The organism is Streptomyces thermospinosisporus (genome assembly GCF_039526425.1).
GTDB classification, from domain to species: domain Bacteria; phylum Actinomycetota; class Actinomycetes; order Streptomycetales; family Streptomycetaceae; genus Streptomyces; species Streptomyces thermocarboxydovorans.
In genome coordinates this window covers 206,956-228,263 of record NZ_BAAAIZ010000041.1, presented here as the reverse complement: position 1 = coordinate 228,263, position 21,308 = coordinate 206,956, and the positions used below count along the sequence as shown (strand labels likewise).

General features: G+C 71.4%; 18 protein-coding genes and 3 pseudogenes. 3 read left to right on the top strand and 18 right to left on the bottom strand.

Going from position 1 to position 21,308, the window contains the following annotated elements:
- Positions 1–39: 39 nt before the first annotated feature.
- The 11 genes and pseudogenes from ABD207_RS16135 to ABD207_RS16085 form a co-directional block, all read right to left on the bottom strand.
- Positions 40–336, bottom strand: a complete 297-nt coding sequence (locus ABD207_RS16135) for a hypothetical protein (RefSeq protein WP_344013609.1) — start codon at positions 334–336, stop codon at positions 40–42.
- Positions 333–878, bottom strand: coding sequence for a hypothetical protein (locus ABD207_RS16130; RefSeq protein ID WP_344013607.1), 546 nt, complete (start codon positions 876–878; stop codon positions 333–335). Before ABD207_RS16130 ends, ABD207_RS16135 begins: the two co-directional genes overlap by 4 nt.
- Complete coding sequence (locus ABD207_RS16125; RefSeq protein WP_344013605.1) at positions 863–1,867, bottom strand: SMODS domain-containing nucleotidyltransferase; 1,005 nt, start codon at positions 1,865–1,867, stop codon at positions 863–865. The genes ABD207_RS16130 and ABD207_RS16125 overlap by 16 nt, the downstream gene beginning before the upstream one ends.
- Before the next feature lie 151 nt (positions 1,868–2,018).
- A complete protein-coding gene (locus ABD207_RS16120; RefSeq protein WP_344013602.1) occupies positions 2,019–3,044 on the bottom strand; it encodes an ImmA/IrrE family metallo-endopeptidase in 1,026 nt (341 codons plus the stop codon).
- Entirely contained in the window at positions 3,044–3,958 is a 915-nt protein-coding gene (locus ABD207_RS16115) for a hypothetical protein (RefSeq protein ID WP_344013601.1), read from the bottom strand. Before ABD207_RS16115 ends, ABD207_RS16120 begins: the two co-directional genes overlap by 1 nt.
- A 66-nt stretch (positions 3,959–4,024) precedes the next feature.
- A complete protein-coding gene (locus ABD207_RS16110; protein ID WP_344013600.1) occupies positions 4,025–4,939 on the bottom strand; it encodes a hypothetical protein in 915 nt (304 codons plus the stop codon).
- Positions 4,940–5,202: 263 nt separating this feature from the next.
- Positions 5,203–5,372 (bottom strand): annotated as a pseudogene (locus ABD207_RS16105) (integrase); the annotation flags it as partial.
- Positions 5,373–5,683: 311 nt separating this feature from the next.
- Positions 5,684–7,261: a recombinase family protein gene (locus ABD207_RS16100; RefSeq protein WP_344013598.1), complete on the bottom strand. Its 1,578-nt coding sequence runs from the start codon at positions 7,259–7,261 to the stop codon at positions 5,684–5,686.
- Between the two features lie 82 nt (positions 7,262–7,343).
- Positions 7,344–7,790: pseudogene (rsgA, locus tag ABD207_RS16095) on the bottom strand (GTPase RsgA); the annotation flags it as partial.
- A gap of 412 nt (positions 7,791–8,202) precedes the next feature.
- Positions 8,203–9,702, bottom strand: coding sequence for a cellulose binding domain-containing protein (locus ABD207_RS16090; protein ID WP_344013596.1), 1,500 nt, complete (start codon positions 9,700–9,702; stop codon positions 8,203–8,205).
- A gap of 371 nt (positions 9,703–10,073) precedes the next feature.
- Entirely contained in the window at positions 10,074–11,429 is a 1,356-nt protein-coding gene (locus ABD207_RS16085) for a radical SAM protein (protein WP_344013595.1), read from the bottom strand.
- 106 nt (positions 11,430–11,535) lie between these two features.
- On the opposite strand from ABD207_RS16085, the gene ABD207_RS16080 reads away from it, so the two are divergent.
- Positions 11,536–12,798 (top strand): FAD-binding protein, encoded by a 1,263-nt coding sequence (locus ABD207_RS16080; RefSeq protein WP_344013593.1) that lies wholly within the window; start codon positions 11,536–11,538, stop codon positions 12,796–12,798.
- Between the two features lie 150 nt (positions 12,799–12,948).
- Entirely contained in the window at positions 12,949–13,521 is a 573-nt protein-coding gene (locus tag ABD207_RS16075) for a TetR/AcrR family transcriptional regulator (RefSeq protein WP_344013591.1), read from the top strand.
- Here the strand turns inward: ABD207_RS16075 and ABD207_RS16070 are convergent.
- The 5 genes and pseudogenes from ABD207_RS16070 to ABD207_RS16050 all read right to left on the bottom strand — a co-directional run bounded on the left by ABD207_RS16070 (position 13,490) and on the right by ABD207_RS16050 (position 16,451).
- A complete protein-coding gene (locus tag ABD207_RS16070; RefSeq protein WP_344013589.1) occupies positions 13,490–14,266 on the bottom strand; it encodes an isocitrate lyase/PEP mutase family protein in 777 nt (258 codons plus the stop codon). The genes ABD207_RS16075 and ABD207_RS16070 overlap by 32 nt on opposite strands.
- Entirely contained in the window at positions 14,263–14,736 is a 474-nt protein-coding gene (locus ABD207_RS16065) for a hypothetical protein (RefSeq protein WP_344013587.1), read from the bottom strand. The genes ABD207_RS16070 and ABD207_RS16065 overlap by 4 nt, the downstream gene beginning before the upstream one ends.
- A gap of 164 nt (positions 14,737–14,900) precedes the next feature.
- Positions 14,901–15,454, bottom strand: a pseudogene (locus ABD207_RS16060) (class II glutamine amidotransferase).
- Between the two features lie 51 nt (positions 15,455–15,505).
- Positions 15,506–15,952: a DUF7144 family membrane protein gene (locus tag ABD207_RS16055; RefSeq protein WP_344013584.1), complete on the bottom strand. Its 447-nt coding sequence runs from the start codon at positions 15,950–15,952 to the stop codon at positions 15,506–15,508.
- A gap of 67 nt (positions 15,953–16,019) precedes the next feature.
- The gene (locus ABD207_RS16050) at positions 16,020–16,451 is read right to left on the bottom strand and encodes an SHOCT domain-containing protein (RefSeq protein WP_344013582.1); all 432 of its coding nucleotides are present in this window, start codon (positions 16,449–16,451) and stop codon (positions 16,020–16,022) included.
- 278 nt (positions 16,452–16,729) lie between these two features.
- On the opposite strand from ABD207_RS16050, the gene ABD207_RS16045 reads away from it, so the two are divergent.
- On the top strand, positions 16,730–18,133 hold the full coding sequence (locus tag ABD207_RS16045) for a DUF2252 domain-containing protein (protein ID WP_344013580.1): 1,404 nt from the start codon (positions 16,730–16,732) through the stop codon (positions 18,131–18,133).
- A gap of 86 nt (positions 18,134–18,219) precedes the next feature.
- Here the strand turns inward: ABD207_RS16045 and ABD207_RS16040 are convergent, their stop codons facing one another.
- Both ABD207_RS16040 and ABD207_RS16035 read right to left on the bottom strand, forming a co-directional pair.
- Positions 18,220–18,417 (bottom strand): hypothetical protein, encoded by a 198-nt coding sequence (locus tag ABD207_RS16040; RefSeq protein ID WP_344013579.1) that lies wholly within the window; start codon positions 18,415–18,417, stop codon positions 18,220–18,222.
- Between the two features lie 110 nt (positions 18,418–18,527).
- The gene (locus tag ABD207_RS16035; protein ID WP_344013578.1) at positions 18,528–21,233 is read right to left on the bottom strand and encodes a winged helix-turn-helix domain-containing protein; all 2,706 of its coding nucleotides are present in this window, start codon (positions 21,231–21,233) and stop codon (positions 18,528–18,530) included.
- Between the last annotated feature and the right edge of the window lie 75 nt (positions 21,234–21,308).

Sequence of the window (21,308 nt, the reverse complement as noted above, 5' to 3'; positions counted from 1 at the left end):
CCGAACCCCGTGCACACCAGCCCACCTGACGTGCAGTTTTCACGATGCACACTGCTCACTGAGTACCGTGCTCTCCGTCGCGATCCAAGCGCGGCTCTCTGCGAGGGTCTCCTGGAGGTCGTGTCCGGTGATGGCGAGCGTGCTCAGGACCTCGGGATCGTCGCTGGTGCGCCGGCGTATCCGGTAGGGGTACTCGATACGTGCGACCAAGACCTTCACCGCGGCGGCGTAGCGGTCTCGGCGGACCGTCGCTCCAGCGCGCAGGCCAGTGAGGATGTGTCCGAGAGCTCCCGCGACGACGGAGGAGCCGAGGACGAGCGCGAGGATCGTGATCACAGATGTGGATGCCGTTTCTGGTGCGGTGAGGGGTGCCGGGCCCATCGGCGAGCCTCCTGTTGTGTCTCGGCGGTACGCAGTGGGTGGGTGCCGTGGGCGGGTTGGCCATGTGGTGCGTCTTCGGCCGGCCAGGTGCCGGAGCGGCGCCAAGCCTCTTCGTAAAGCAGATGTCGGTGAACGAGAGTGATCAGCGCTTCCAGGCCGTCCTCGGGGATCCAGCGCAGGGCCGCGTCATCGCCGGGGTACTGCAGGCACAAGTCTCTCAGCGGCGGCGGGTTGCGGTGCTTGAAGGCACGGTCGGCCGAGTCGAGCGGGAAGGCGTGCACGGTGTAGTCGGGTCGGATGACGAGGCGGACACGTTCGGTGGGGTAGTTCTCGCGTTCCAGGGCGGGCAGCGGGCGCAAGGTGAGTTCGAGGAGCGCGGCTCCGCCCGGACCGATGCGGCCAGCCGCCTGCTCCACGCCGTAGACGGTATCGGCGTGGAGCAGGTGGTCGGCGGCTGCGCCGGGGTCGGCGAGCACCGCCTTCAGCGAGTACGCCATGACCGGGCCGGTCGCGCGGGCTGCTGCCCGCGCGGGGAGACGACGGCGCGTCCGGTGGAGGTGATGCTGCCGGCAGCCAGGGCGCGCAGCGCGTCGGCGGCGCTCTGGGCCTCGGCCTGCGGGAACGGGTCCCCGATCAGGGTGTGCCAGATCTCGATGGCCGCAGCGTGCTGTCCGTCCTCTTCCAGACGTCGCGCCTCGGCCGCCCGTCGGGCGGTGGCGGCCAGCGTGGTGGCGTACGTATTGCGCTCGTCGATCGTCCACTCGGCGGTGAGGTCGTCAACACCGGTCGGGTCGAGCACCGGGTGGGTGACCGCCTGGGCGGCGTGAGCCAGGGTGGTGGCGAGGGCCTGGGAGTGCTCAAGCGGGCCGGTGACGGCCGCGTAGGCGAAGGCCTCCCACAGCAGCCCGCAGGTGTCGTCGAGGAGGGGGTGGCTCTTCTTGAAGGACTTCAGCATGCGGACCTGGTGGACGAACCGTCCGCCGGTGGCCTGGTTGCGGGTGCTGATGATCCGGTTGAGCGTACGGGTGTTGGACCACTCCCAGGTGTCGTTCTCCCTGTCGGCGATGTAGACGATCTCGCTGTCTTCCACGTCGAGCGCGGGGACCAGGTCGAAGGTGAAGTCCAGCTCGGCGAAGGTGACCTGGAGGGCGTGGGCAGGGGCGTCATCCACGTCGAAGAGGGCGTCGGGGTACTTCTCGGCGATGACCTCGCGGATGAGGCTCATCGCGTGGGCGGGGCCGCCGGGCTGACGCAGGGTCTTCTCCAGGCGCGGGTGCATCCGGATGACCATGTCGACGTCCTTGAGCGGCTTAAGCATCGTCTTGCGGGCGAAGCTGCCCTGCAGGAAGGTGGCGATGGCCAGGCCGGCGTTCACCAGGTGTTCGGTGATCTCGTTGTGCCGCTTCTGGGCGCTTTTGCGCTCGCGGCCATCGAGGTTGAGTTCCTCGTCGAAGGCATCGAAGGCGCCCTTGGTGCTGTCGTTCATCGTGCTGTCGTGCTCGTTTCTGCCGGCCGGGTAGATCGTGGTGCCCGGTGCCGGCTCCGGGGTCCCGTACGTGGTGGGGCGCCCGGGGTGGGTGCCTTCACTGGGGACAGACGACGTAACTCGGCGGTAGCGCGACGGGTGTGACGAGAGTTCAGTCGCAGTCGCGGCAGCGGCTGCTGGCGCCGTCGAACATGGCCGCCGGATGGACGACGAAGCAGGCCGTGCACTGGCGCTCGGACACCTTGCGGTCGCAGCCGCAGCGGTCGCAGTCGGGGCACGGGGCAGACTCGCAGCGGGCGCAGGCGCGGGCGAAGGAGGTGAAGTCCTCCCCGCAGTGTGCGCAGGTATAGCTGGCGGCCTCGGGGCCGTTGTATCGAACGGAGGGTGCGAAGGTCCTCCAGGGCGCGAGGTCGGTGACGGCGACGGCGAGGACGTAGCCGTCCATGGCCGCGGTCTGCAGGTACAGCTCCTCACCGACAACGGCGCCGTCACGGTAGGCAAGCCGGCCACGTCCCTCGGCGTGTCCCTGGCCCGACAGGGCCGTGCGCAGGACCGGGACCTGGCTCTGGTCGCTGCCGCGCCGCAGTGGGGGCAGGCCGTGGGAGGCACCGAAGGCGAGGATGCCGTCGCGGTCGAGGATCAGGATGTGACCGGGAGCTGGGAGGCGTTCGCTGGCTTTCACGCACGCCGCCATACGGGAGGCATTGCTCGCCCGCCACAGCGCGACCGCATCGTCCGCCGTAGGGCCGACGGCAGTGATATGGCGATCGGCGAGTGTGTCGGGCAGGAGAACGTCGGCGGCGAAGGCATCGCAGGCAGCATCCTCCAGGGCGGCGCCACCGTCGGGCTCGGCAAGCAGGACGTCCATCAACTCCACCACGGTCTGCTGCAGGTGGTGGCCCAGCTCATGGAGACCGGTGAACTCGCGGCGAGCCAGGCTGGCAGAGGTGGCGACGGCGAGGACGGCAGGAGTGCCGGCGAAATAGGCGCCGGAGACACTGCAACCGCCGCCGGAGCGATCGTCGGGTACGTCCCTGACCTCAAGACCGGGCCACTGCCGCAGCTCGTCAAGGGCGCCGTCGCCCAGCCGCTCGGCAGCGCCGGGGTGGTCGCGCTGCAAGATGGTGAGCATGGCCTTGGCCTGGGTACGGGCCGCGGCGCGGCGCAGGTAGTCCATCACTCGCTCTCCGGGCCTAGGTGAACGTGGAAATAGCGGTCTACCCGAGCAGGCCAGTCCGCTTCCGCAGGGCGCTCCTGACGCGCTGCCAGTGTGAGCGTGGCAAAGAGTGCCTGCCAGCGGACTTCCCGTTCAGCGGTTCCGGTGAGGTGGGCGAGCCGACGGATCTGTTCGCGGCGGGCGGGGCGACTCAGCTCGTGCACCAAACGGTCGGGCAACGGCGGATTGGCAGCCAGGATCGCGTCCGCAGACATGCCCAGGGTCGGTGCGAGGAGGCGAGCTTCGGGCGGGGTGAGAGGTGTCTGCGCGCGCAGCAGCGCGAGGGCGCGCGGTGGCTTGATGCTCAAGCGATGGATCAGTTCGGTGGGGCCCAGGCCGCACTGCCTCAGCAGGGCAGGCAGACCGCCACTGCCCCGAGGCGCCCAGCGCGCCGTCGCCAGCACTTCCATGGTGTCGGCGAGGGCGGAGCGGAACTCGGCCGCCTGCGATGCGGGGCTGGGAAGGGGGCTGCCATAGCGGTACCCGGAGGCATCCGGGGCGGGTGAGCCGTCGGCTTCCAAGGGAACGGACAGCTCGCTGACCTGCCGGTCCAGGACATACCACGGAAGGCGGCTGCCCAGACCGCACCACAGGGCAAGCGGCTGCTCCAGTGTGGAAGCCTCGGCGGGCAGCAGCACCGTGTCGGGGTCATAGAAGCGTGTCTCCAGGGAGACCGGCAAGGCGTGCACCGTGGTGTCATCGACCGCCGCGACAGCCACGACCTCGACGACGCCTTCCCACACAGCGCGCCAGATCTGGCCCGGTCGGGGATCACCCGGCGCTGCCGCCGCCGCAGTACGGACCGCATCGGGAACATGCAGCTGGGCGGCTGCAGCGCGCAGCCGCTCATATGCGCTGCTCGATGCCTGGCTCATCGGGCGGCCCCCATTCCTCTCGGCGGTCTGTTCCCACTATGGACAAACGACGTCACTCGCCGAACGTCAGGGGGGTTCACTGCTGCGGCGCAGCAGCGCTGCGGCTACCTCTCGGGGATCGCTACCCTCAGCGGTCAGAGCCAGCATGAGCTTCTCACGCAGCGCATCCATGATCGCGGACGTCTGTCGGCGCCCTAGTCCAAGCAGGACGGAGACTTCCGCCGGATCGTCTTCCAGGAACGACAGCAGCGTCCGCTCCTGTGGGGACATGTCGGCCCAGATTTCCCCGGCTACGGTCTCGGCCTCCACGGGAACGGTCCCGTGTTCCTGCTCGGTGGCAGAGTCGATGAGCGCGCCATCATCCGCGTACAGCGCGGTGAACTCGGCAGGAGCGAGTAGCTCGAAGCGGGCTTCAAGAACCTTGGCCAGTTCTTCCTCCCGGACCGCTCCACCTGCGGCCTCCAGCACTCCGGTGAGTACGGCCATCAGGGCGCGCACGGTTTCCCTGGGGGTCGGCCCGGAGTGGTTCCAGGCAGTGATCCATACTCCACGCACTTCCCAGGCGGCTTTGACCAGTTCATCAAGATCGCCTTGCCAAACGGCGCCGGGCGGATGAGAGGTCAGGGCCCACCGGGGCGAAGTACCAGCCACCGCGCGAAACCGGCTGTCCGCGCCAAGGCGCGCGGCGAAGCGCCGCCGCAGCTTCCCCCGCTCGGTACGTTTGGCTTCGTCGATCAAGAAATTCCTGATCGACGTGAAGAACATCTTCTCCAGGGAAGCGTCGTCGACCGTCTTCAGGAAGCAGGTCAGGAGGAAGTTCTCGCCCTTCCTGCTGATCATCTCGAACAGGAGCTCGTCGACGGCCTCGTCCGTCCACGCGGCATGACCTTCGGGCGGTGGGAATCCCTGGGATCGTGCCACCTGACGCCCGACGCGTCGCAGCAACTCAAGACCCAGATCACCAAGCTGGCCGTACTGCACCAACTCCTCATGCGCCCCGCCCGCCATCGACCACCTCGGCCTCACCCTGCGGACTGCGCCGTCCGCACTGGCCTCTTCCTATACACCTCCCGATGCGCGGACGGGGGTCCGCCACGCCGTTGGGTCAGCACGAGGATGCTCGCCCGGCTCCGAACGGCGATGCGCGAGAACACTCTGGGCACAGACGAGTGGCAGGCCCGACTCGCCGTCCGGCAGATGGGCCATGCAGCGAGTTCGCTCTCCCCGCGTCCACCATCCGGGACGATACCCAGCAGGCGGTGGAGGTCCGCTGTGACCACACCTACGCGTTGCCGAGCTTGAGGACCATGGCCGGGTACTCGCCCCGCTTCGCCAGCGCGTAATCCGTGCTGCGACCGACCGTCAGCGCCTTGTTCGCTATGTCGAGGTCGACGGCGACAGGCAGAGCGCGCAGCCCCCGCGGGTCATCCCCCTACCTCTGCATCCCAGGGACTTTTCAGGGACTTTCAGCGCTGTCTGAGGGACTTCCGGGACTTTTCGCGGCCTAACGCGGCAAGCCCCTGAAAGATCGGAAAGGAAAGGACCTCCGGCGCAGGTCAGAGGCCCTTTCCAAGGCAAAGCCGCAGGTAGCGGCAGACGAGTCAGGCTGTACGCCGGATTCAGTTCCGCATGTGACACGGAAGATCAGAAGTGCTGACGAACACGAGCGCGCTCGACGTCACGGATTGGGCATACGGCCTGCCGCGTCCGGTTCCCTCGCACCGTTCAGGCCACCCACTGAGGAACGAGCCTCTCCATGATCGGCGTCCTGTCACCCGAGTGCTTCGGCACGGTGATGGTCAGGGACTTCAGGACACATCCCAGCAGCATCCGGCGGTCCTGAAGTGTCGCCTCCTCCCACGCCTCGGTAAGCGCCTCACCGTCCGCGAAGAAGACGGTCAGATCGGCCTCCATGGCGAGGCGCGCCGCTTCCTTCTCCAGGGCCTCGATCAACTCGGTCTGGGCGTCCGAGAGCTCACGGAACCGCTCTGCAGAGAGCCTGCCTTCGATGTAGTAGTCGTGCTGCAGCAGTTCACGACGCGCACGTGCCGCATCCAGGCTGGCCATGAGCTCGATGCGCTGGGCATCTCGCTCCGGGTCGTGGAGGATGGACCAGCGGCGAACGATCGCGTCCAGGCCCGGGTCCCCGTGTTCGAGGGCGGACACATGGCTCAGCCACATCGCCTCGACGGCGGCGTCCAAACGCTCGGCTCGCACCACGACGCCGGGGCAGGCGTCGTTGCCGTACGTTCCACGGATCCGACACCGATAGATACGTCCCCGTTCTCCGCCGCTGCCTGTCATCGTGTGGTGGCAGCGAGGGCACCGGAGTATGCCGCCGAGGAAGGTGGTGTGCGGACGCTTGCCCGTGGAACCGCCGCCGACTTTGCTGACCCTCTCCTCGATCGACGCGAGGATGCGTAGGCGCTCTCCGGGAGACACGACTCCCTCGCCGATCTTGACCGGGCGGCCGCGGGAATCCCGTTCTGGCTCTACCGAGGGGATCCACACGTCGAGCGGTTGGCCGTCAGCGTCGTACTTCCGCTCCTTCGAGGGCAGTAGACCGGCCCAGGCCGGCGACTTCACCATGCGGACGATGGCCCGGGACGTCCAGCGAGCTCCGTCACGGGTCCGGATTCCGTCCCTCTCAAGCTCGTGCGCGACGCTCATGGCTGAGCGGCCTTTGAGTAGCTCGTCGGCGATACGCCGAGCGTGCAGGTACTCGCCGGGGTGCCGTTCGAGGATTCCCGAGCCCTTGGGTGAGCGCACGCCATAAGGCGTCCGGCCTCCGGACCACCTTCCTGCTGTCCGTGCCGCGGCCTTGCCCGTTGTGACACGGAGTGTCAGGTCCTTGATCTCCTCGCGGGCCCGTTCGGCGAGGATCGCGAACACGATGCGTGTGCCCTGCTGACTGGAATCCAGGTTCTCCTGAAGCACATAGAGACGGGCTTTGCGGCGGTCGAACTCGTCGAGAGCCGCGCCGATGGCAGCCATGCCCCTGCGGTCGAAACGGTCCGTCTTCCACACCGCCAGCGTCTTCACCTCGCCGGCGATGACGGCCGCCATCGCTCCTTCGAGCTTCTCCCGTCGTACGTGCTGTTTGGAGGCGCTGCGTTGCTCCAGCCAGACCTTGCGGACGGTCAGGTTCTGCCGCGCCATCTCGCGGCGTAGGTCGCGCGCGTGCTGCTTGAGGGTTTCGAGGGTCTCCCGCTTCTTGCTACGGCGGAGGTACAGGTCGACCAGGTCTCCGGGTCCCTTGCCGACCAGCTCATCGGGATACGCATCCCGAAACTCCTCCGCCACGCGCCTTGTCATATTTCCCTCCTACAACACAGATCCGGCCGCACCAAACGGCATCTGTGCAGGTGAGGGCTGTGCTGTATTAGGCGGCGGACTCCCAGGCGAGGGCGAGGAAGCGTTCCACCCGGCCCAGGTCGAGTTCGGCGGCGAGGGAGACGGCGACCACGGCGTGGTCGACGTTCGCGGCGAGGATCTGCCCCTCGGACCGCTTGGAGGAGGTGGAGCGCACGAAGGCGGTGCGGCGCGGCAGGTACGCCCGCACGTAGCGCGGGTTGCCCTCGGGCTCGACGGCGACCCAGTCGCCGGTGCAGACGACCCGCATCGGGTCGTGCGGGGTGACGAAGGCCGTGTCGGCGCGCACGGTCCCGTCGGCGGTGACGACGTCGCACTGACCCCGGTCGACGCGGACCACGCGCCCGGGCAGCATCCCCTGCGCGTCGTACGGGGCGAACGCCTCGGCCCACGCCTCGTCCCAGCCGAACGGGGCGAGCGCGGTGGCGGTAGCGGTAGCGGCAGCGGTACCGGTGGTGATGGAGCTGGAGCCGGAGCTGGAGCTGGAAGTCAACGAGTGACCCTTCACAAGGGTGGCCCCGGCGGCCGTGCCCCGTGCGGGCACGGAGGAGGAAAGAGTGAGTCAGCCGGCGGCCACGGAGGTGGACTTGACGGTTTCCTGGATGCGGGCAGCGCCCGGCACAGTGACGGCCATCTGTCGACACCTCCTCACTCGCGCATGCGCCGCCCTCGCGACGCTCCGGTACGGCAGCCGGTGCGGCCCCCGTGTGGTCCGCGGTCACGTTAGTCCGCGCCCGCCCCTGCCCGTCAAACGGTTTTTCCGGCGAGCGTTTTCGTTCGCCAGCCCTTCTCTGCCGCCCGTCGCGGAGTAGCGGGCCGCCGCTCTGGCAGTCCCACAAGCCGCGCCAGGATGAGCCGAGTTGTCCGTCCGCCTACCGGACCGTCTCGCACGGCCGGCCGTTCAAGGCGAACCCGGTCGGCGGGTTGTTGCTGCCGTTCCAGGCTCCGATGAAGCCGAAGGCGATCTTCCCGTCGGCGGGGATGGAGCGGTTGTAGTGGGGTGCGGTGGCCGTGACGTGGTCGTCGCGCTGGGTCACCCCGGCGTCCCACATCTGCCGGATGCGCTGTCCGTCGCGGAAGGTGAAGTCGACGCGCCAGGAGTCGACGGGGACGTGGGTGACGACCGTGACCTCGGCCTGGAACCCGTCGGGCCACTGGTACACCAGGTCGTACTCGGCGCGGCAGGCGGCGGGGCCGGCGCTGCCGGTCGCGCCGGGCGCGGAGGTGGCGGAGGAGGTGCCCTGCGGTTCGGGCTCGGGGTCGCGTTTGTCCGGGGGCGCGGCGGAGCTGCGGGTGGGGGCCGGTTTGCCGGTGCGGGGCGCCGAGGGGCGGGGGTTGGTGGCGGCGGTGGTCGACGAGGCCTCGGGGGTGCCGGGCGGCAGGGAGACGCCGGGGCCGGACGCGGGGCGTTCGCCGGCCCCGGGGTGGGCGACGCGTTCGCCCGCCGGGTCGCCGCCGAAGGGCATCAGGGAGACGGCGAGGGCCAGGGCGGAGACCAGGAGCGCGGTGCCCAGCAGGCCGCCCCGGGCGAGGACCTTGCGTTCGGAGGAGGTGTCGTCGTGGTCGGCGCCGGAGGTGTGCGGGGCGTCGAGCCGTGCGTCGGCCGCCCGGCGGCGGCGCTCCAGGTAGGCGGGGCCGCCCCAGCCGAGGACGCCCTCGGCGAGGGCCTCGGCCGGTCCCGCCGGGGAGGTGCTCAGGCAGGAGGACGCCTCGGCGCAGCGCGGGCAGGAGGCCAGGTGGCGGGTGAGGTCGTCGGGGGTGTCGGCGGCGGGTGAGCGGGTGACGGCGTCGAGGAGCCGGGCGTAGCTGCGGCACTCGGCGTCCGTCGGGGAGTCGAGCTGGGCGCGGTGGCAGCGGTTGCGGAACTGGTCGCGGACGCGGTCGAGTTCACCGGCGGCGGTGTCGGGGTCGAGGCCGAGCCGGCGGGCGGCGACGGACAGCGGCAGGGCCTCCACGTCGGCGAGCCACAGCAGTTCGGCGTCGGCCTGCGGCAGGTCGCGCAGTCCGCGCAGGGCGAGCGGCCGGGTGAGGGGCGGGCCGGTGTAGCGGGCGGCCTGCTCGGAGGCGAGCCATTGGCGCAGGCCGGGGTCGAGCCGGTCGCCCTGCCCGGTGTCCGCCCAGTCGGCCGCGGTGGTGCGCACGGCGGTCAGCAGCAGGGCGAGGCGCGGGAGCCGGGCGGAGCGGCGGCCGCGGGCCGTGCCGGTCTCGGCGGCGCGGATCTCACGGACGCCGCGGGCGAAGGCCTCGTGGGCGAGCTGGGCGGCGGCGGAGGGTCCGGTGGTGCACAACTCGGCGTAGGACAGCACCGCGTCCCAGTACTCGGAGAACAGCGCCTTCTCGGCGTCGTCCTGAGGGGTCGGCAGGTCGGGCATGGGTCTCCTGCATCTGCGGTCCGCGCTATCGAGCCCAACTCGCCAGATCGGTGGCCAAGTTGGACAACCTGGGGCGGTGGCCGCCGAGCCTTTCACGTTCCCGGCGCACCTGACAAGCGCCGGCCGCGGTGCGGGCGCGGCGGCGCATGCGACACCCCTCACGGGACCATACGCAAGGAAGGCCGGAACGTCTCGGTTCCGGCCTTCACTAATTCCTCAGAACTTCCTGAGGAATCAGAACTCCCTGATGAATCAGGCGAATCGCCCCTCGGAGCCGGGCGGGTCGCACCTCGGCACCGGGCGGCGCGCACCTGCGAGCCGTGCGGCTCGCACCTCGGTGCGCATCGGTGCGCACCACTGCGCCGGGCGGCTCACACCTCGGCGGGCGCCTCCGCCGTGTCCCCGGCCGTGTCGCCGGTCGTCTCCTCGGCGGGCAGGCTGTCCATGAAGGAGCTGACGGAGAACACCGCGCGGCCGGGTCCGGGCGGGCCGTAGCCGGGGGGCGAGGTCAGGCCGAAGTCCTCCATGGTCTGCCGGTAGGCCTGGAGCAGCCGGATGTGGTACTCCAGCGGCGCGCCCTGCGGGTTGGCCTTGCCGAGCGGGGTGGTCGGCTCCGGGCACCAGGTGGTGAAGCGGGGCGTGATGCCGTGCGACATGAAGAAGCGCAGGCCCTCGGTGGTGGAGGCGATGGCCTCGTCGACCGTCTTGAAGCCGAAGGGCTCGGCCATCTCCACGCCGGCGACGAAGTTCGGGATGACGTTGCGCGCGCCGAAGACCTCGGCGGAGTCCAGGATCCGCTTGTGCCACTCGTCGCGGCCGACGTACCGCTCCTTGCCGGGGCAGTACATCTTGAACAGGTACTCGTCCCACACCTCGTAGTTGGGGTGGTAGATCTGCACGCCGTAGTCCTTGAAGCGCTGCACGTCCGCCTTGGGCAGCGCCTGGGCGACGACCTTGCCGATCCAGCGGCCGGGGAAGCGCTCCTCGATGGCCTTGGCGTAGTGGCCGTAGAAGTCGGCCTCGTCGCGGCCGGCGACCTTGGAGGTGATGGCGCCGCCGGTGAGGGTGTAGGCGGTGGACGCCTTGGCGGTGTCGTAGCGGTCGATGATCTCCAGGGCCTCGAGGATCTCCTCGACGTCCTTGACGCCCGTGTAGGGGCGGCCGGCCGCCTTGTGCTGGCGCCAGTTGTGGTTGATGTCGCAGTACTGGCACTCCTCCTTGGCGCCGAAGTACTGGCAGACCCGGAAGACGGTCAGGTAGATCAGGTAGCCCCACTGGATGGTGGGGGCGACCTCCATGACGGACTTCCCGTTGGACAGGGTGTGCCGGTAGTACTCGGGCATGGGCGGCACGCCGACGTCGGCGATGCGCTTGCCGTCGAGGTAGAGGCCGAGCATGCCGTCCTCACCGGCGGCGACCCGGTAGGGCGAGGCTGGGTTCACCCGGACGGAGACGACGGTGCGGCGCAGGTCGTAGGGGCCTCCGGTGAGGATGATCTCCTCCGGCGGGCGGCGCAGCGCGGCCTCGCCCAGCTCGGGCAGGGTGCCGTGGTCGAAGGAGAAGATGAAGTAGGACTTCGGCTTGACCTCGCCGCTCTCGTTGTCGCTGAGGGCGGACGGGTCGAAGGCCACGCCGCCGCGGAGCAGGTCCTCCTTGAAGACGGCCTCCCGCGGCACATGCGGGAACCGCTCCATAAGATCCTCGACCAGCTCGGTCCGGCTGCCCATCCCGTCATCTCCTCCCGGTGCGGACGTACGACTCCTCACGGTATGCCCCCTGCGGCTCGGCTTCCCGCCCGGGGGGTCCTCAGACGCGCCGGGTAGGTTCCGCGGTATGACGGACATCACGGTGACCAACTGGGCCGGCAACATCACCTACGCGGCCAAGGCGCTGCACCGGCCGCATTCCCTGCCCGAGCTGCGGGCGCTGGTGGCGGACAGCGAGCGGCTGCGGGTGCTGGGCAGCGGCCACTCGTTCAACGAGATCGCCGAGCCGGGCGCCGAGGGCGTGCTGCTGTCGCTGGCGGACCTGCCGCCCGAGCTGGACGTCGACACGGCGGCGCGCACGGTGCGGGTGGGCGGCGGCGTCCGGTACGCGCAGCTGGCCCGGCAGGTGCATGCCCGGGGGCTGGCGCTGGCGAACATGGCGTCGCTGCCGCACATCTCGGTCGCCGGGTCGGTGGCGACGGGCACGCACGGTTCCGGGGCCGGGAACGGGCCGCTGGCCTCCTCGGTGCGGGAGGTGGAGCTGGTGACGGCGGACGGGTCGACGGTGACGGTGCGGCGGGGCGAGGAGCGTTTCGGGGGCGCGGTGACCTCGCTCGGGGCGCTGGGCGTGGTGACGGCGCTCGCCCTCGATCTGGAGCCGGCCTACGAGGTCGAGCAGCACGTCTTCACCGAGCTGCCGCTCGAAGGGCTGGACGCGGGGGCGTTCGAGGCGGTGATGACGGCGGCGTACAGCGTGAGCCTGTTCACGGACTGGCGGGCGCCGGGTTTCCGGCAGGTGTGGCTGAAGCGCCGCACCGACCAGCCGCTGCCCGACTGCCCGTACGCGACGCCGGCGACGGAGAAGATGCACCCCGTTCCGGGCATGCCAGCCGTCAACTGCACCGAGCAGTTCGGGGTGCCGGGCCCCTGGCACGAGCGGCTGCCGCACTTCCGCGCCGAGTTCACCCCCAGCAGTGGGGCCGAACTCCAGTCGGAGTACCTGATGCCGCGCCGGCACGCCCTGGACGCCCTGCGCGCGCTGGACGGCATACGGGAGGTCCTGGCGCCGGTGCTGCAGACCTGCGAGATCCGTCTGGTCGCCGCCGACGACCAGTGGCTCAGCCCGTCCTACGGGCGGGACACCGTGGCCGCTCACTTCACCTGGATCGAGGACAGCGCGGCGGTACTGCCCGTGGTGCGCCGCCTGGAGCAGGCCCTGGCCCCGTTCGAGGCGCGCCCGCACTGGGGCAAGGTGTTCACCACCCCGGCGGCACAGCTGCGCGCGCTCTACCCCCGCCTGGACGACTTCCGGCGCCTGGCCGAGACCCTGGATCCGGCGGGCAAGTTCCGCAACGCCTTCGTCCGCGAGGTGCTCACGGCGGCCCAGTGACGCGAGGCGGCCCGGTGACGCCAGGCCGGAAGGGCCTGACCTCGGCAGACCGGCCCTCACCGGCTCCCTGGCATCCATTAGGTTGCTCCCTGCGCACACCGGCTCTTTCAACTCTCCCGACTGACTCGACTCCCTCGATCGGAGGCCCCCTTGCCCCGTGCCGGGCTCAGCACCGACCGTCTGGTCGCGGCGGCGGCCGACCTCGCCGACGAGGCAGGATTCGACCAGGTCACCCTGTCCGCGCTGGCCCGGCGCTTCGGTGTCAAGGACGCGAGCCTGTACGCGCATGTGCGGGGCCTGGACGACCTGCGCACCCGCCTGGCGCTGCTGGCCGGCGGCGAGCTGATCGAACGGATCGCGGAGGCGGTGGCCGGGCGCACGGGCAAGGACGCCCTGGCCGCCTTCGCGGGCGCCTACCGCGAGTACGCCCTCACCCACCCCGGCCGCTATGCGGCGACCCAGATCCGCCTGGACCCGACCCGCATCGCCGGCTCCGCCGCCGTGCGCCGGACCACCGAGGTCACCTACGGCCTGCTGCGCGCCTACGACCTGGAGGAGCCGGACCTCACCGACGCGGTCCGCCTGCTGCGCAGCACCTTCCACGGCTTCTGCGCCCTGGAGGCCACCGGCTCCTTCGCGGCCCCCCGCGACCTGGAGGCCTCCTGGAACCAGGCGATCGAGGCCCTGCACATCACCCTGACGAACTGGCCCCGGACGCGCTGAGCCGCTGGATCTCCTCGTACGAGGGTGTGGTGCCCGCCGGTGTGCGGCCCGAGCGGACGGCGGTGGCCGCCTCCAGGGCGGCGCCGAGGGCCCGCCGGTAGAGGAGGGAGCCGAGGCTGACGCGCCCGACGCCGAGCTCGGCCAGGTGCTGCAGGGAGGGGCCGTCGGGTGAGTGGAGGACGTTGAGAGGGACGTCCAGCTGCCGGACGAGGCGGGTGATCTCCTCGGGGTCGGTGAGTCCCGGCACGAACACGCCGTGCGCTCCCGCCTCTTGGTACGTCGTGAGGCGGCTCCGGGTCTCGTCCGGGTCGCCGTTCCCGAGCCAGTGGGTGTCGGTGCGGGCGTTGACGAACAGGTCCGGGGCGGCGGCGCGGACCGCCTCGATCTTGGCGGCGTGCCGGTCGGCGGGGCCGAGCCCGTCCTCCAGGTTGATGCCGACGGCGCCCACGGCGGCCAGTTCGCGGGCGAACTCGGCCACCTCGTCCGGGTCGTCGCTGAATCCGTCCTCGGCGTCCACGGAGAGCAGGAACGGCTCGGAGCCGAGGGTGAGGGCCAGGCGGAGCGTCTGCTCGCGGGTGACGCCCGCCCCGTCGGGCAGTCCGGCCGCCGCTGCGACGGCGAGGCTGGTGGTGCCGATGGCCGGGAAGCCGTGGGCGGCGAGGATCGCGGCGCAGGCGTGGTCCCAGGCGTTGGGCAGCAGCAGGGGCCGGCCCGACCGGTGCAGTGCGGCGAAGGCGGCGGTCATGAGAGGTCTCCCACGGCGTCGGCGTAGTAGACGGATTCCTGGACGTGGTGGGCGAGTTGCCGGAAGCTCCAGCCGTCGCCGGGCGAGTGGTCGAGCTGGTCGTCGGTGAGGGCGTCGAGGCGGACGGCCCAGACGCGGGCCAGCCGGAGCAGGCGGCTGCGGGCCTCGTCGAGGTCGTGCGCGGTGAAGGGCGCGAGGTCGGCGGCGGTGGTGACGGCGGAGGCGTGCCAGTCGTCGGGGCGGGGCCGCTCACCGGCGAGGCGGGCCTCCATCTCGGCCAGGTGGTCGATCATGTGGTCGGCGACGCGCCGGATCGCCTTGTGCGGGGTGTACGTACGGCCGTCGACGTGCACCGGTTCGCCGTCCCACCGAATCCAGGTGGCGGCCAGCGCGAGAACGTGGTCGACCATGCCGGTGACGGCGGCGGAGGGGGCCACGGGGGAATTCGTGCGGGGCGTGCTGTCGCTCATGCGGCCACGCTAGGAGCGCGACGCTTCGGCGCCGGCCGAAGTGTTCCCGAGCTGCCCGGAGTCCCGGGCACGGCGTGAGCCTGGGGCACCCCGGTTCCGGTCGGGGTGCCCCAGGGTTTCATCCCACCCCGATTCGGTGCCCGGGCGCCAGAGGCCGTGAGCAGTCAGACCGGTTCCGGACGGAAGGGGAACATGGCGTCACTCTCCGGCTGGACGACTCCGTAGGTGCTCTCGGGGACCGCGTTCCAGGCGCCGGGCATGCCGCCGAGGGGCTCGGAGACGATCAACCGGGTGTCGTCCGAGACCTCTTGGAGGAAGCCTTGGTCCGGGTGCAGTGAACGCAGGGTCTCCCCATGCGCGCGACCGCCCCGGGCGGGTCGTCCTCCAGGCCGAAGGTGAGCGCCGGATGGAACATCAGCTCCGAGTCCGTCGATCCCCCGAGGGACAGGAACAGCTCGGGGTCGACGGCCAGGACGAGGTCCCGGCGGATGCGGTGGAACTCCGCGATGGCGCCGTTGTGCATCCACATCCAGCGGCCGTGGCGGAACGGGTGACAGTTGGTCCGCTGCACCGGGGAGCCCGTGGAGGCCCGGATGTGGCCGAAGAACAGCGGCGAGCGCACATGCCCGGCGATCTCCCGCAGATTGCGGTTGCTCCACGCCGGGCCGACCTCGCGGAGCAGGACGGGTGTTCCCGAGTGGGCGAGCCACCTGCACATCACCGGCCCCCGTTCCGACGTCCTCCTCCCCTCAACGTCGCACGCCTGCCGTCAGGCCGCATCCGCACCGGTGGCCGACCTGGACACGCACAGCGCCCAGATGATGAAGCCCGAGAAGGCGATCATCACCACGGACCACACCGGGTAGTACGGCAGGGACAGGAAGTTGGCGATGATGACGAGCCCGGCGATGGTCACCCCGGCGACGCGGGCCCACATGCTGTCCTGGAACAGCCCGAAGGCGATCAGCACGGCGAGCACGCCGAGCACCAGGTGGATCCAGCCCCAGGCGGTGAGGTCGAACTCGAAGACGTAGTTGCTGGTGGTGACGAAGACCTCGTCCTCGGCGATGCCCATGATGCCGCGCAGGACGCCGAGCACCCCTGCGATGGCGAGCGTGATTCCGGCGAAGACCGTCAGGCCCTCGGCCCACTGCCGTTTGACCGAGGGCACATGGGCGCCGGTGGTGCTGCCGTGGGGCGGATGTGTGGCTGCCATTGGCCGCTGCCTCTCTTACGTGCCGTGACCGCTGAGCTTCTGTTGCATGACGTGACCGCTGAGCTCGTCACGTGCCGTGTCCGCTGAGGACCATTTCCTTGGCCCTGCGGTACTCCTCGTCCGTGATGTCGCCGCGCGCCTTGATCTCGGACAGCCGGGCGAGTTCGTCGACCCGGCCGGCCGAGCCGCCCGTACCCTTCGCGGCCTCACGGATGTAGTCGTCGAAGGCCTCCTGCTGCGCCCGCGCCTGTGCCGCCTCACGGCGCCCCATGTTCTTGCCGCGGGCGACGACGTAGACGAAGACGCCCAGGAAGGGCAGCAGGATGGTGAACACCAGCCAGCCGGCCTTGGCGCCGCCGCTCAGGTCGTCGTCGCGGAAGATGTCGAGGACGACCCGGAAGAGCAGCACGAACCACATCACCCACAGGAAGAAGATCAGGATCGTCCAGAAGGCGCTCAGCAACGGAAAGTCGTACGCGAGATAGGTCTCCGCACTCATCGCAGTCCTCCGTTCCGGCCCTTCCACGACCTGCACCGGAGGGCCGATGTCAGCGTGGGCCGGGCGAGGCGCCCGCTGCCTCACCCGGCACGGGTGAAACACGGGCCCGCCGTCCGGCCCGCACCGGCCGCCGCATCACCCACGGCAGGTGATCCGGCGCCCCGGCGGGCGCGATGGGATGGGATGGAGTGAGATGGATGGGACGGGGAGCGGGGCGGGACGGACGGGTGGGGCACCCGCCGCGTCCGCCCGCTCCGTCCACCAGGCGGGAGGCAGCGATGACCGTGCCCGGTTCGTTCAGCGCTTCCCTGTCCCCGGCCGAGCGGGCGGCTCATGGCCGCAAGGCCCGCAACCGCGCGCCGCGGTCGGCCCACGGCTGGTACGAGGCGGCTCAGGACCGGCCCGACCCGGTCGGCCTGATCGAGGGACAGTCGGCGACCCGGCTGTCCGAGATGGTCCCCATCCGCTACGGCCGGATGCTGGAGTCCCCGTTCCGCTTCTACCGGGGCGCCGCGGCCGTCATGGCCTCGGACCTCGCACCGCTTCCCGGCACCGGTCTGACGGTCCAGCTGTGCGGGGACGCCCATCTGCTCAACTTCCGGCTGCTGGCCTCCCCGGAGCGGCACCTGGTGTTCGACATCAACGACTTCGACGAGACCCTTCCCGGCCCCTTCGAGTGGGACGTCAAACGGCTGGCTGCCAGCTTCGCCATCGCGGGCCGCGCCAACGGCTTCTCGGCCGCGGAGCAGAACGACGCGGTCGGGACGTGTGTGCGAACGTACCGGCGGCGGATGCGGGAGCTGGCCGGCATGCGGATCCTCGACATCTGGTACGCGCAGGACGACGCCGACCATCTGCGCGAGCTGCTCGCCTCCTCGCAGAACCGCGAGGGCGCCCGGCGTGCCGACGAGGCCGCCGCACGCGCCCGCACCCGCACCCACCTGCAGGCCTTCAAGAAGCTCACCCGGGTCACGGCGGACGGCCGCCGCATCACGCCGGACCCGCCGCTGATCACCCCGCTGCGCGATCTGATGGAGGATCCCGCGACGGAGGAGAAGGCGCTGCACGAGGTCATGGACACCTACGCACGGTCGCTGTCCTCGGAGCGCCGGCATCTGCTGCGGCGGTACCACGTGGTCGACGTGGCCCGGAAGGTCGTCGGTGTCGGAAGTGTCGGCACGCGCTGCTGGATCGTGCTGCTGCTCGGCCGGGACGACGACGATCCCCTGCTGCTGCAGGCCAAGGAGGCGCAGGAGTCGGTGCTGTCGCCGTACTCCGGCGGCGACCGCTGGGAGAACCAGGGCCGCCGTGTGGTGGCGGGCCAGCGGCTGATCCAGACGACCAGCGACATCCTGCTGGGCTGGACCCACGCCGTCGGCCTGGACGGCCGCCCCCGCGACTTCTATGTGCGGCAGCTGCGCGACTGGAAGGGCATCGCACGCCCCGAGACCATGGATCCGGGTCTGCTGCGCCTGTTCGCGCAGGTGTGCGGGGCCTGTCTGGCGCGGGCGCACGCCCGGTCCGGCGACCCGATCGCCATCGCCGCGTATCTGGGCGGAAGTGACCGCTTCGAGCGGGCGCTCACCCTGTTCGCCCAGTCGTACGCCGACCAGAACGAGCAGGACCACGAGGCGCTGGGCGCGGCCGTCCGCGCGGGCAGGGTGCGCGCCGAGAGCGCGTGACGGACCTGCGTGGTTCGTGACGGACCTGCGTGGCCCGTGACGGACCTGCGTGGTTCGCGAGTGGCCGGGCGGCTCGCTCCGGCATCTCATTCCGGCATCTGGCGGATCTCCAGCACCCGCAGCCCGAGGGACTGGCAGCGGGCCAGCAGCCCGTACAGGTGGGCGTCGTCGACGACGTGCCCGAACAGCAGGGTCTGACCGGACATCTCCACATGGTCGAGTTCCGGGAAGACATTGATCAGCGGTTCCGAGAGTTGCCCGTCGAGGCGGATCTCATAGCGCATGAGCTGCTCTCCGGAGGGCTGAGGCCGGCGGCTCGTGCCTGTACGCTGCGATACTCCGCCGGCCAGGGCGCGCGCGGCTCACCCCGTGCAGGTGATATGCCCGCCCGCGCTCACAGCAGCTTCAGCTCGCGCGCCCGGCGCACCGCCTCACCGCGCCGGCCGACCTGGAGCTTGCGGTAGATGCTCTTCAGGTGGGTCTTGACCGTGTTCACCGAGACATACAGGTCGGCGGCGATCTCCTCGGTCGACATCATCAGCGCCAGCCGGCGCAGCACATCGCGCTCGCGGCCGCTGAGCTTCTCCACGGGCCGGGGCGGTGGCCGGTGCCCGGGCCGGGTGCCCCCGCCGCCGGGCCCGGTGTGCCGGTCCGTCCGGTCGATGAGCCAGCCCTCCGCCAGTCTGCGCAGCTCCGGGGAGCGCAGATGGGGTCCGATCCACGGTTCCGCCTCGACGAAGGGCCGCCGCAGCCGTTCGCCGCGGGCCTCGCGCAGGGCGCGGGCCAGCAGCCGTGTCGTCGTGGTCAGGTCGCCCGCCCGGTCCGCGGCCCGGGCGCGGGTCAGCGCCGCCCGTACCGTCACCGCCGGCCCGGTGCGCCCCGCGGGCCGCGCCCGGTCGAGCAGCTGGGCCGCCGCCCCGGGCCGCCCGGCGTCGAACTCGATGCCGGCGGCGCCCACGACGCACGCGGGCTGGTCCTCGGGCAGCCGCTGCACCAGTTCGACCGCGGTGTGCGCCCGGCCCTCGGCCAGGTGCGCGGCGGCCGCGACGACCGCTCGCTGCCCATACGCCCAGGGCGAGGGGACGGCCGCCGGGATCTCGCAGTCCGCCGCCTTGAGCGCGCCCTCGGCGTCGCCCTGCGCCAGGTGCAGCCGGGCGCTGACGATGGCCCGGCCCGCCTCCGTCACCGGGTCCCGCAGGGCCGGACGCGACACCACCGCCGCGTCGAGCAGGGACTGTGCCTGGCCGAGTTCGTCGCGTTCCAGGGCGACGGCCGCGAGGACCAGGCGTTCGACTCCGGCCCCGGCGGGCTGGGGCAGGCCGAAGCGCTCCGTCTCGGCGAGCGCCTCCCGCGCCTTGCGCTCTGCGCCACCCAGCCGGCCGTCGAGGTAGTCCATCAGGGCCAGGCGGCTCAGGGAGTCCTCACGTGGCAGCGCGGTGGCCGCCTGGGCGCCGGATCCGGCCACCTCGGACAGGGCGGCCCGTGCCTCCTCGAACCGGCCGGCCCACAGCTGGGCGGAGCCGAGATGCGTCAGCAGCAGGGCGTCGAGTTCGGGATGGCGGGCCAGCTTCCGGCCGGGCACCTGCCTGCGCAGTCTCCCGGCCCTCTCGGCGGCCGTCTCGGCCTTCGCGGGGGACCCCGCGAGCCGGGCGGCCAGCGCCTCGAGCAGTGCGCAGCTCAGCCGGGCCGCCGCTGCGGTGTCGTCGTCGTCCTCGGTGCTGCTGCCGCGCGGCTGAAGGGCGTGCTCCGCGCGCCGCAGATGGGTCAGGCCGCTGTCCAGCTCGCTGCGGGACAGGTCCCGCGCCGCGCGCACCAGTTCCGGAGCCGGGCCGCGCGGCTCCTGCCCCATCCGGGAGAACAGCCCGGTGACCGCGTCGGAGCGCAGGCCGGTGAAGAACTGGCCGATGGCGAGGTCGTCGACGAGGGCCTCGGCGGTGAACTCCCAGTCGCCGGCCGCGGCCCCGTGGCCGAGCGCCTCGGCGAGCGAGCCGGACCGCCGCAGGGCCCGCGCCGCCCGCCGGTGCAGCCGGGGCTCCAGACCGGGCCGGCGCATCCGCAGATGGGCGCGGAGGATCTCCGCGAAGAGCGGGTGCAGCCGGTACATGCCGTGCCCGAGGTGCTCGACGAAGGCGTTGTCCCGGCTCAGCCGGGCCAGGATGGCGGCGCCGTCGGTGCGCCGGGTGAGCGCGTCCGCCAGGCCGGGGCCGAAGCGGTCGAGCAGGCTGACCCGCAGCAGCAGGTCCTGCGTCTCGGGGTCCTGCCGCTTGAGCACCTCCGCCAGGAGGAAGTCCGCGATCGTGCTGCGGTCGGCCTCGAAGTTCTTCAGGTACATCTCCGGGTCCGGGCTCTGCGCCGCCGCCAGCGCGCACAGCCTGAGGCCGGCCGCCCAGCCCCGGGTGCGCTCCACCAGGGCGCGTACGGCGGCCGGCGGCAGCCGCAGCCCGTGCCGGGCCATCAGCTCGGCAGCCTCGGGCGGGGTGAAGGCCAGCTCCGCGTCCCTGATCTCCGTCAGCTCGCCGCCCGCCCGGTACCGGTACAGCGGCAGCAGCGGCTCGCTGCGGGTGACGAGAACCAGGCGCAGCCCCGGCCCGGCGTGGTGCAGCACGAACTCCAGCTGCTCCGCGATCTCCGGGGAGGTGACCCGGTCGAACTCGTCGAGCACCACCATCAGGGGCTGCTCGCGGGCGCTGAACGCGGCGGCCAGCCGGGCCGGCAGGGCCGGGCTCACCCGCTGCGCGTCCGCCGGAACGCCCACCTCGGCGCCGAGCGGAACCCCGGCCGCCCGCAGGGCGTGCAGCAGATACGCCCAGAACATGCCCGGTGCGTCCCCGGCGATGTCGGTGGTGAGCCAGACGACGGGCATTCCCTCCCGGTGCCTGACCCAGTCGGCGACCAGCAGCGTCTTCCCCGCGCCCGCGGCCCCGTTGACCATGGTCAGCGGGGTGTTCCCGGCCTGGTCCAGATGCCGGGTGAGCCGCTCCCGCCGCAGGAACGTCACCGGGCAGGCGGGCACGCTGAAGCGGGTGCGCAGGAACGGATCACCGTGCGGATCGGCGGCGGGGTGCGCCGGTGGCGGCCCCCCACCCTCGAACCCCGTCATGGCCCTCACCGCCGACGCGTCAGATTCAGCTTGCTGCTCCTTCCAGCATCGTGCCGAAGCCGTGGAGGCGCACGG

What these genes read in the sequence shown, in the direction of transcription:
- ABD207_RS16130 (WP_344013607.1), bottom strand. Translation starts at nt 878, where the DNA reads ATGGCGTACTCGCTGAAGGCGGTGCTCGCCGACCCCGGCGCAGCCGCC.
- ABD207_RS16125 (WP_344013605.1), bottom strand. Translation starts at nt 1,867, where the DNA reads ATGAACGACAGCACCAAGGGCGCCTTCGATGCCTTCGACGAGGAACTC.
- ABD207_RS16120 (WP_344013602.1), bottom strand. Translation starts at nt 3,044, where the DNA reads ATGGACTACCTGCGCCGCGCCGCGGCCCGTACCCAGGCCAAGGCCATG.
- ABD207_RS16115 (WP_344013601.1), bottom strand. Translation starts at nt 3,958, where the DNA reads ATGAGCCAGGCATCGAGCAGCGCATATGAGCGGCTGCGCGCTGCAGCC.
- ABD207_RS16090 (WP_344013596.1), bottom strand. Translation starts at nt 9,702, where the DNA reads ATGCCCGACCTGCCGACCCCTCAGGACGACGCCGAGAAGGCGCTGTTC.
- ABD207_RS16085 (WP_344013595.1), bottom strand. Translation starts at nt 11,429, where the DNA reads ATGGGCAGCCGGACCGAGCTGGTCGAGGATCTTATGGAGCGGTTCCCG.
- ABD207_RS16080 (WP_344013593.1), top strand. Translation starts at nt 11,536, where the DNA reads ATGACGGACATCACGGTGACCAACTGGGCCGGCAACATCACCTACGCG.
- ABD207_RS16070 (WP_344013589.1), bottom strand. Translation starts at nt 14,266, where the DNA reads ATGACCGCCGCCTTCGCCGCACTGCACCGGTCGGGCCGGCCCCTGCTG.
- ABD207_RS16065 (WP_344013587.1), bottom strand. Translation starts at nt 14,736, where the DNA reads ATGAGCGACAGCACGCCCCGCACGAATTCCCCCGTGGCCCCCTCCGCC.
- ABD207_RS16055 (WP_344013584.1), bottom strand. Translation starts at nt 15,952, where the DNA reads ATGGCAGCCACACATCCGCCCCACGGCAGCACCACCGGCGCCCATGTG.
- ABD207_RS16050 (WP_344013582.1), bottom strand. Translation starts at nt 16,451, where the DNA reads ATGAGTGCGGAGACCTATCTCGCGTACGACTTTCCGTTGCTGAGCGCC.
- ABD207_RS16045 (WP_344013580.1), top strand. Translation starts at nt 16,730, where the DNA reads ATGACCGTGCCCGGTTCGTTCAGCGCTTCCCTGTCCCCGGCCGAGCGG.
- ABD207_RS16040 (WP_344013579.1), bottom strand. Translation starts at nt 18,417, where the DNA reads ATGCGCTATGAGATCCGCCTCGACGGGCAACTCTCGGAACCGCTGATC.
- ABD207_RS16035 (WP_344013578.1), bottom strand. Translation starts at nt 21,233, where the DNA reads ATGACGGGGTTCGAGGGTGGGGGGCCGCCACCGGCGCACCCCGCCGCC.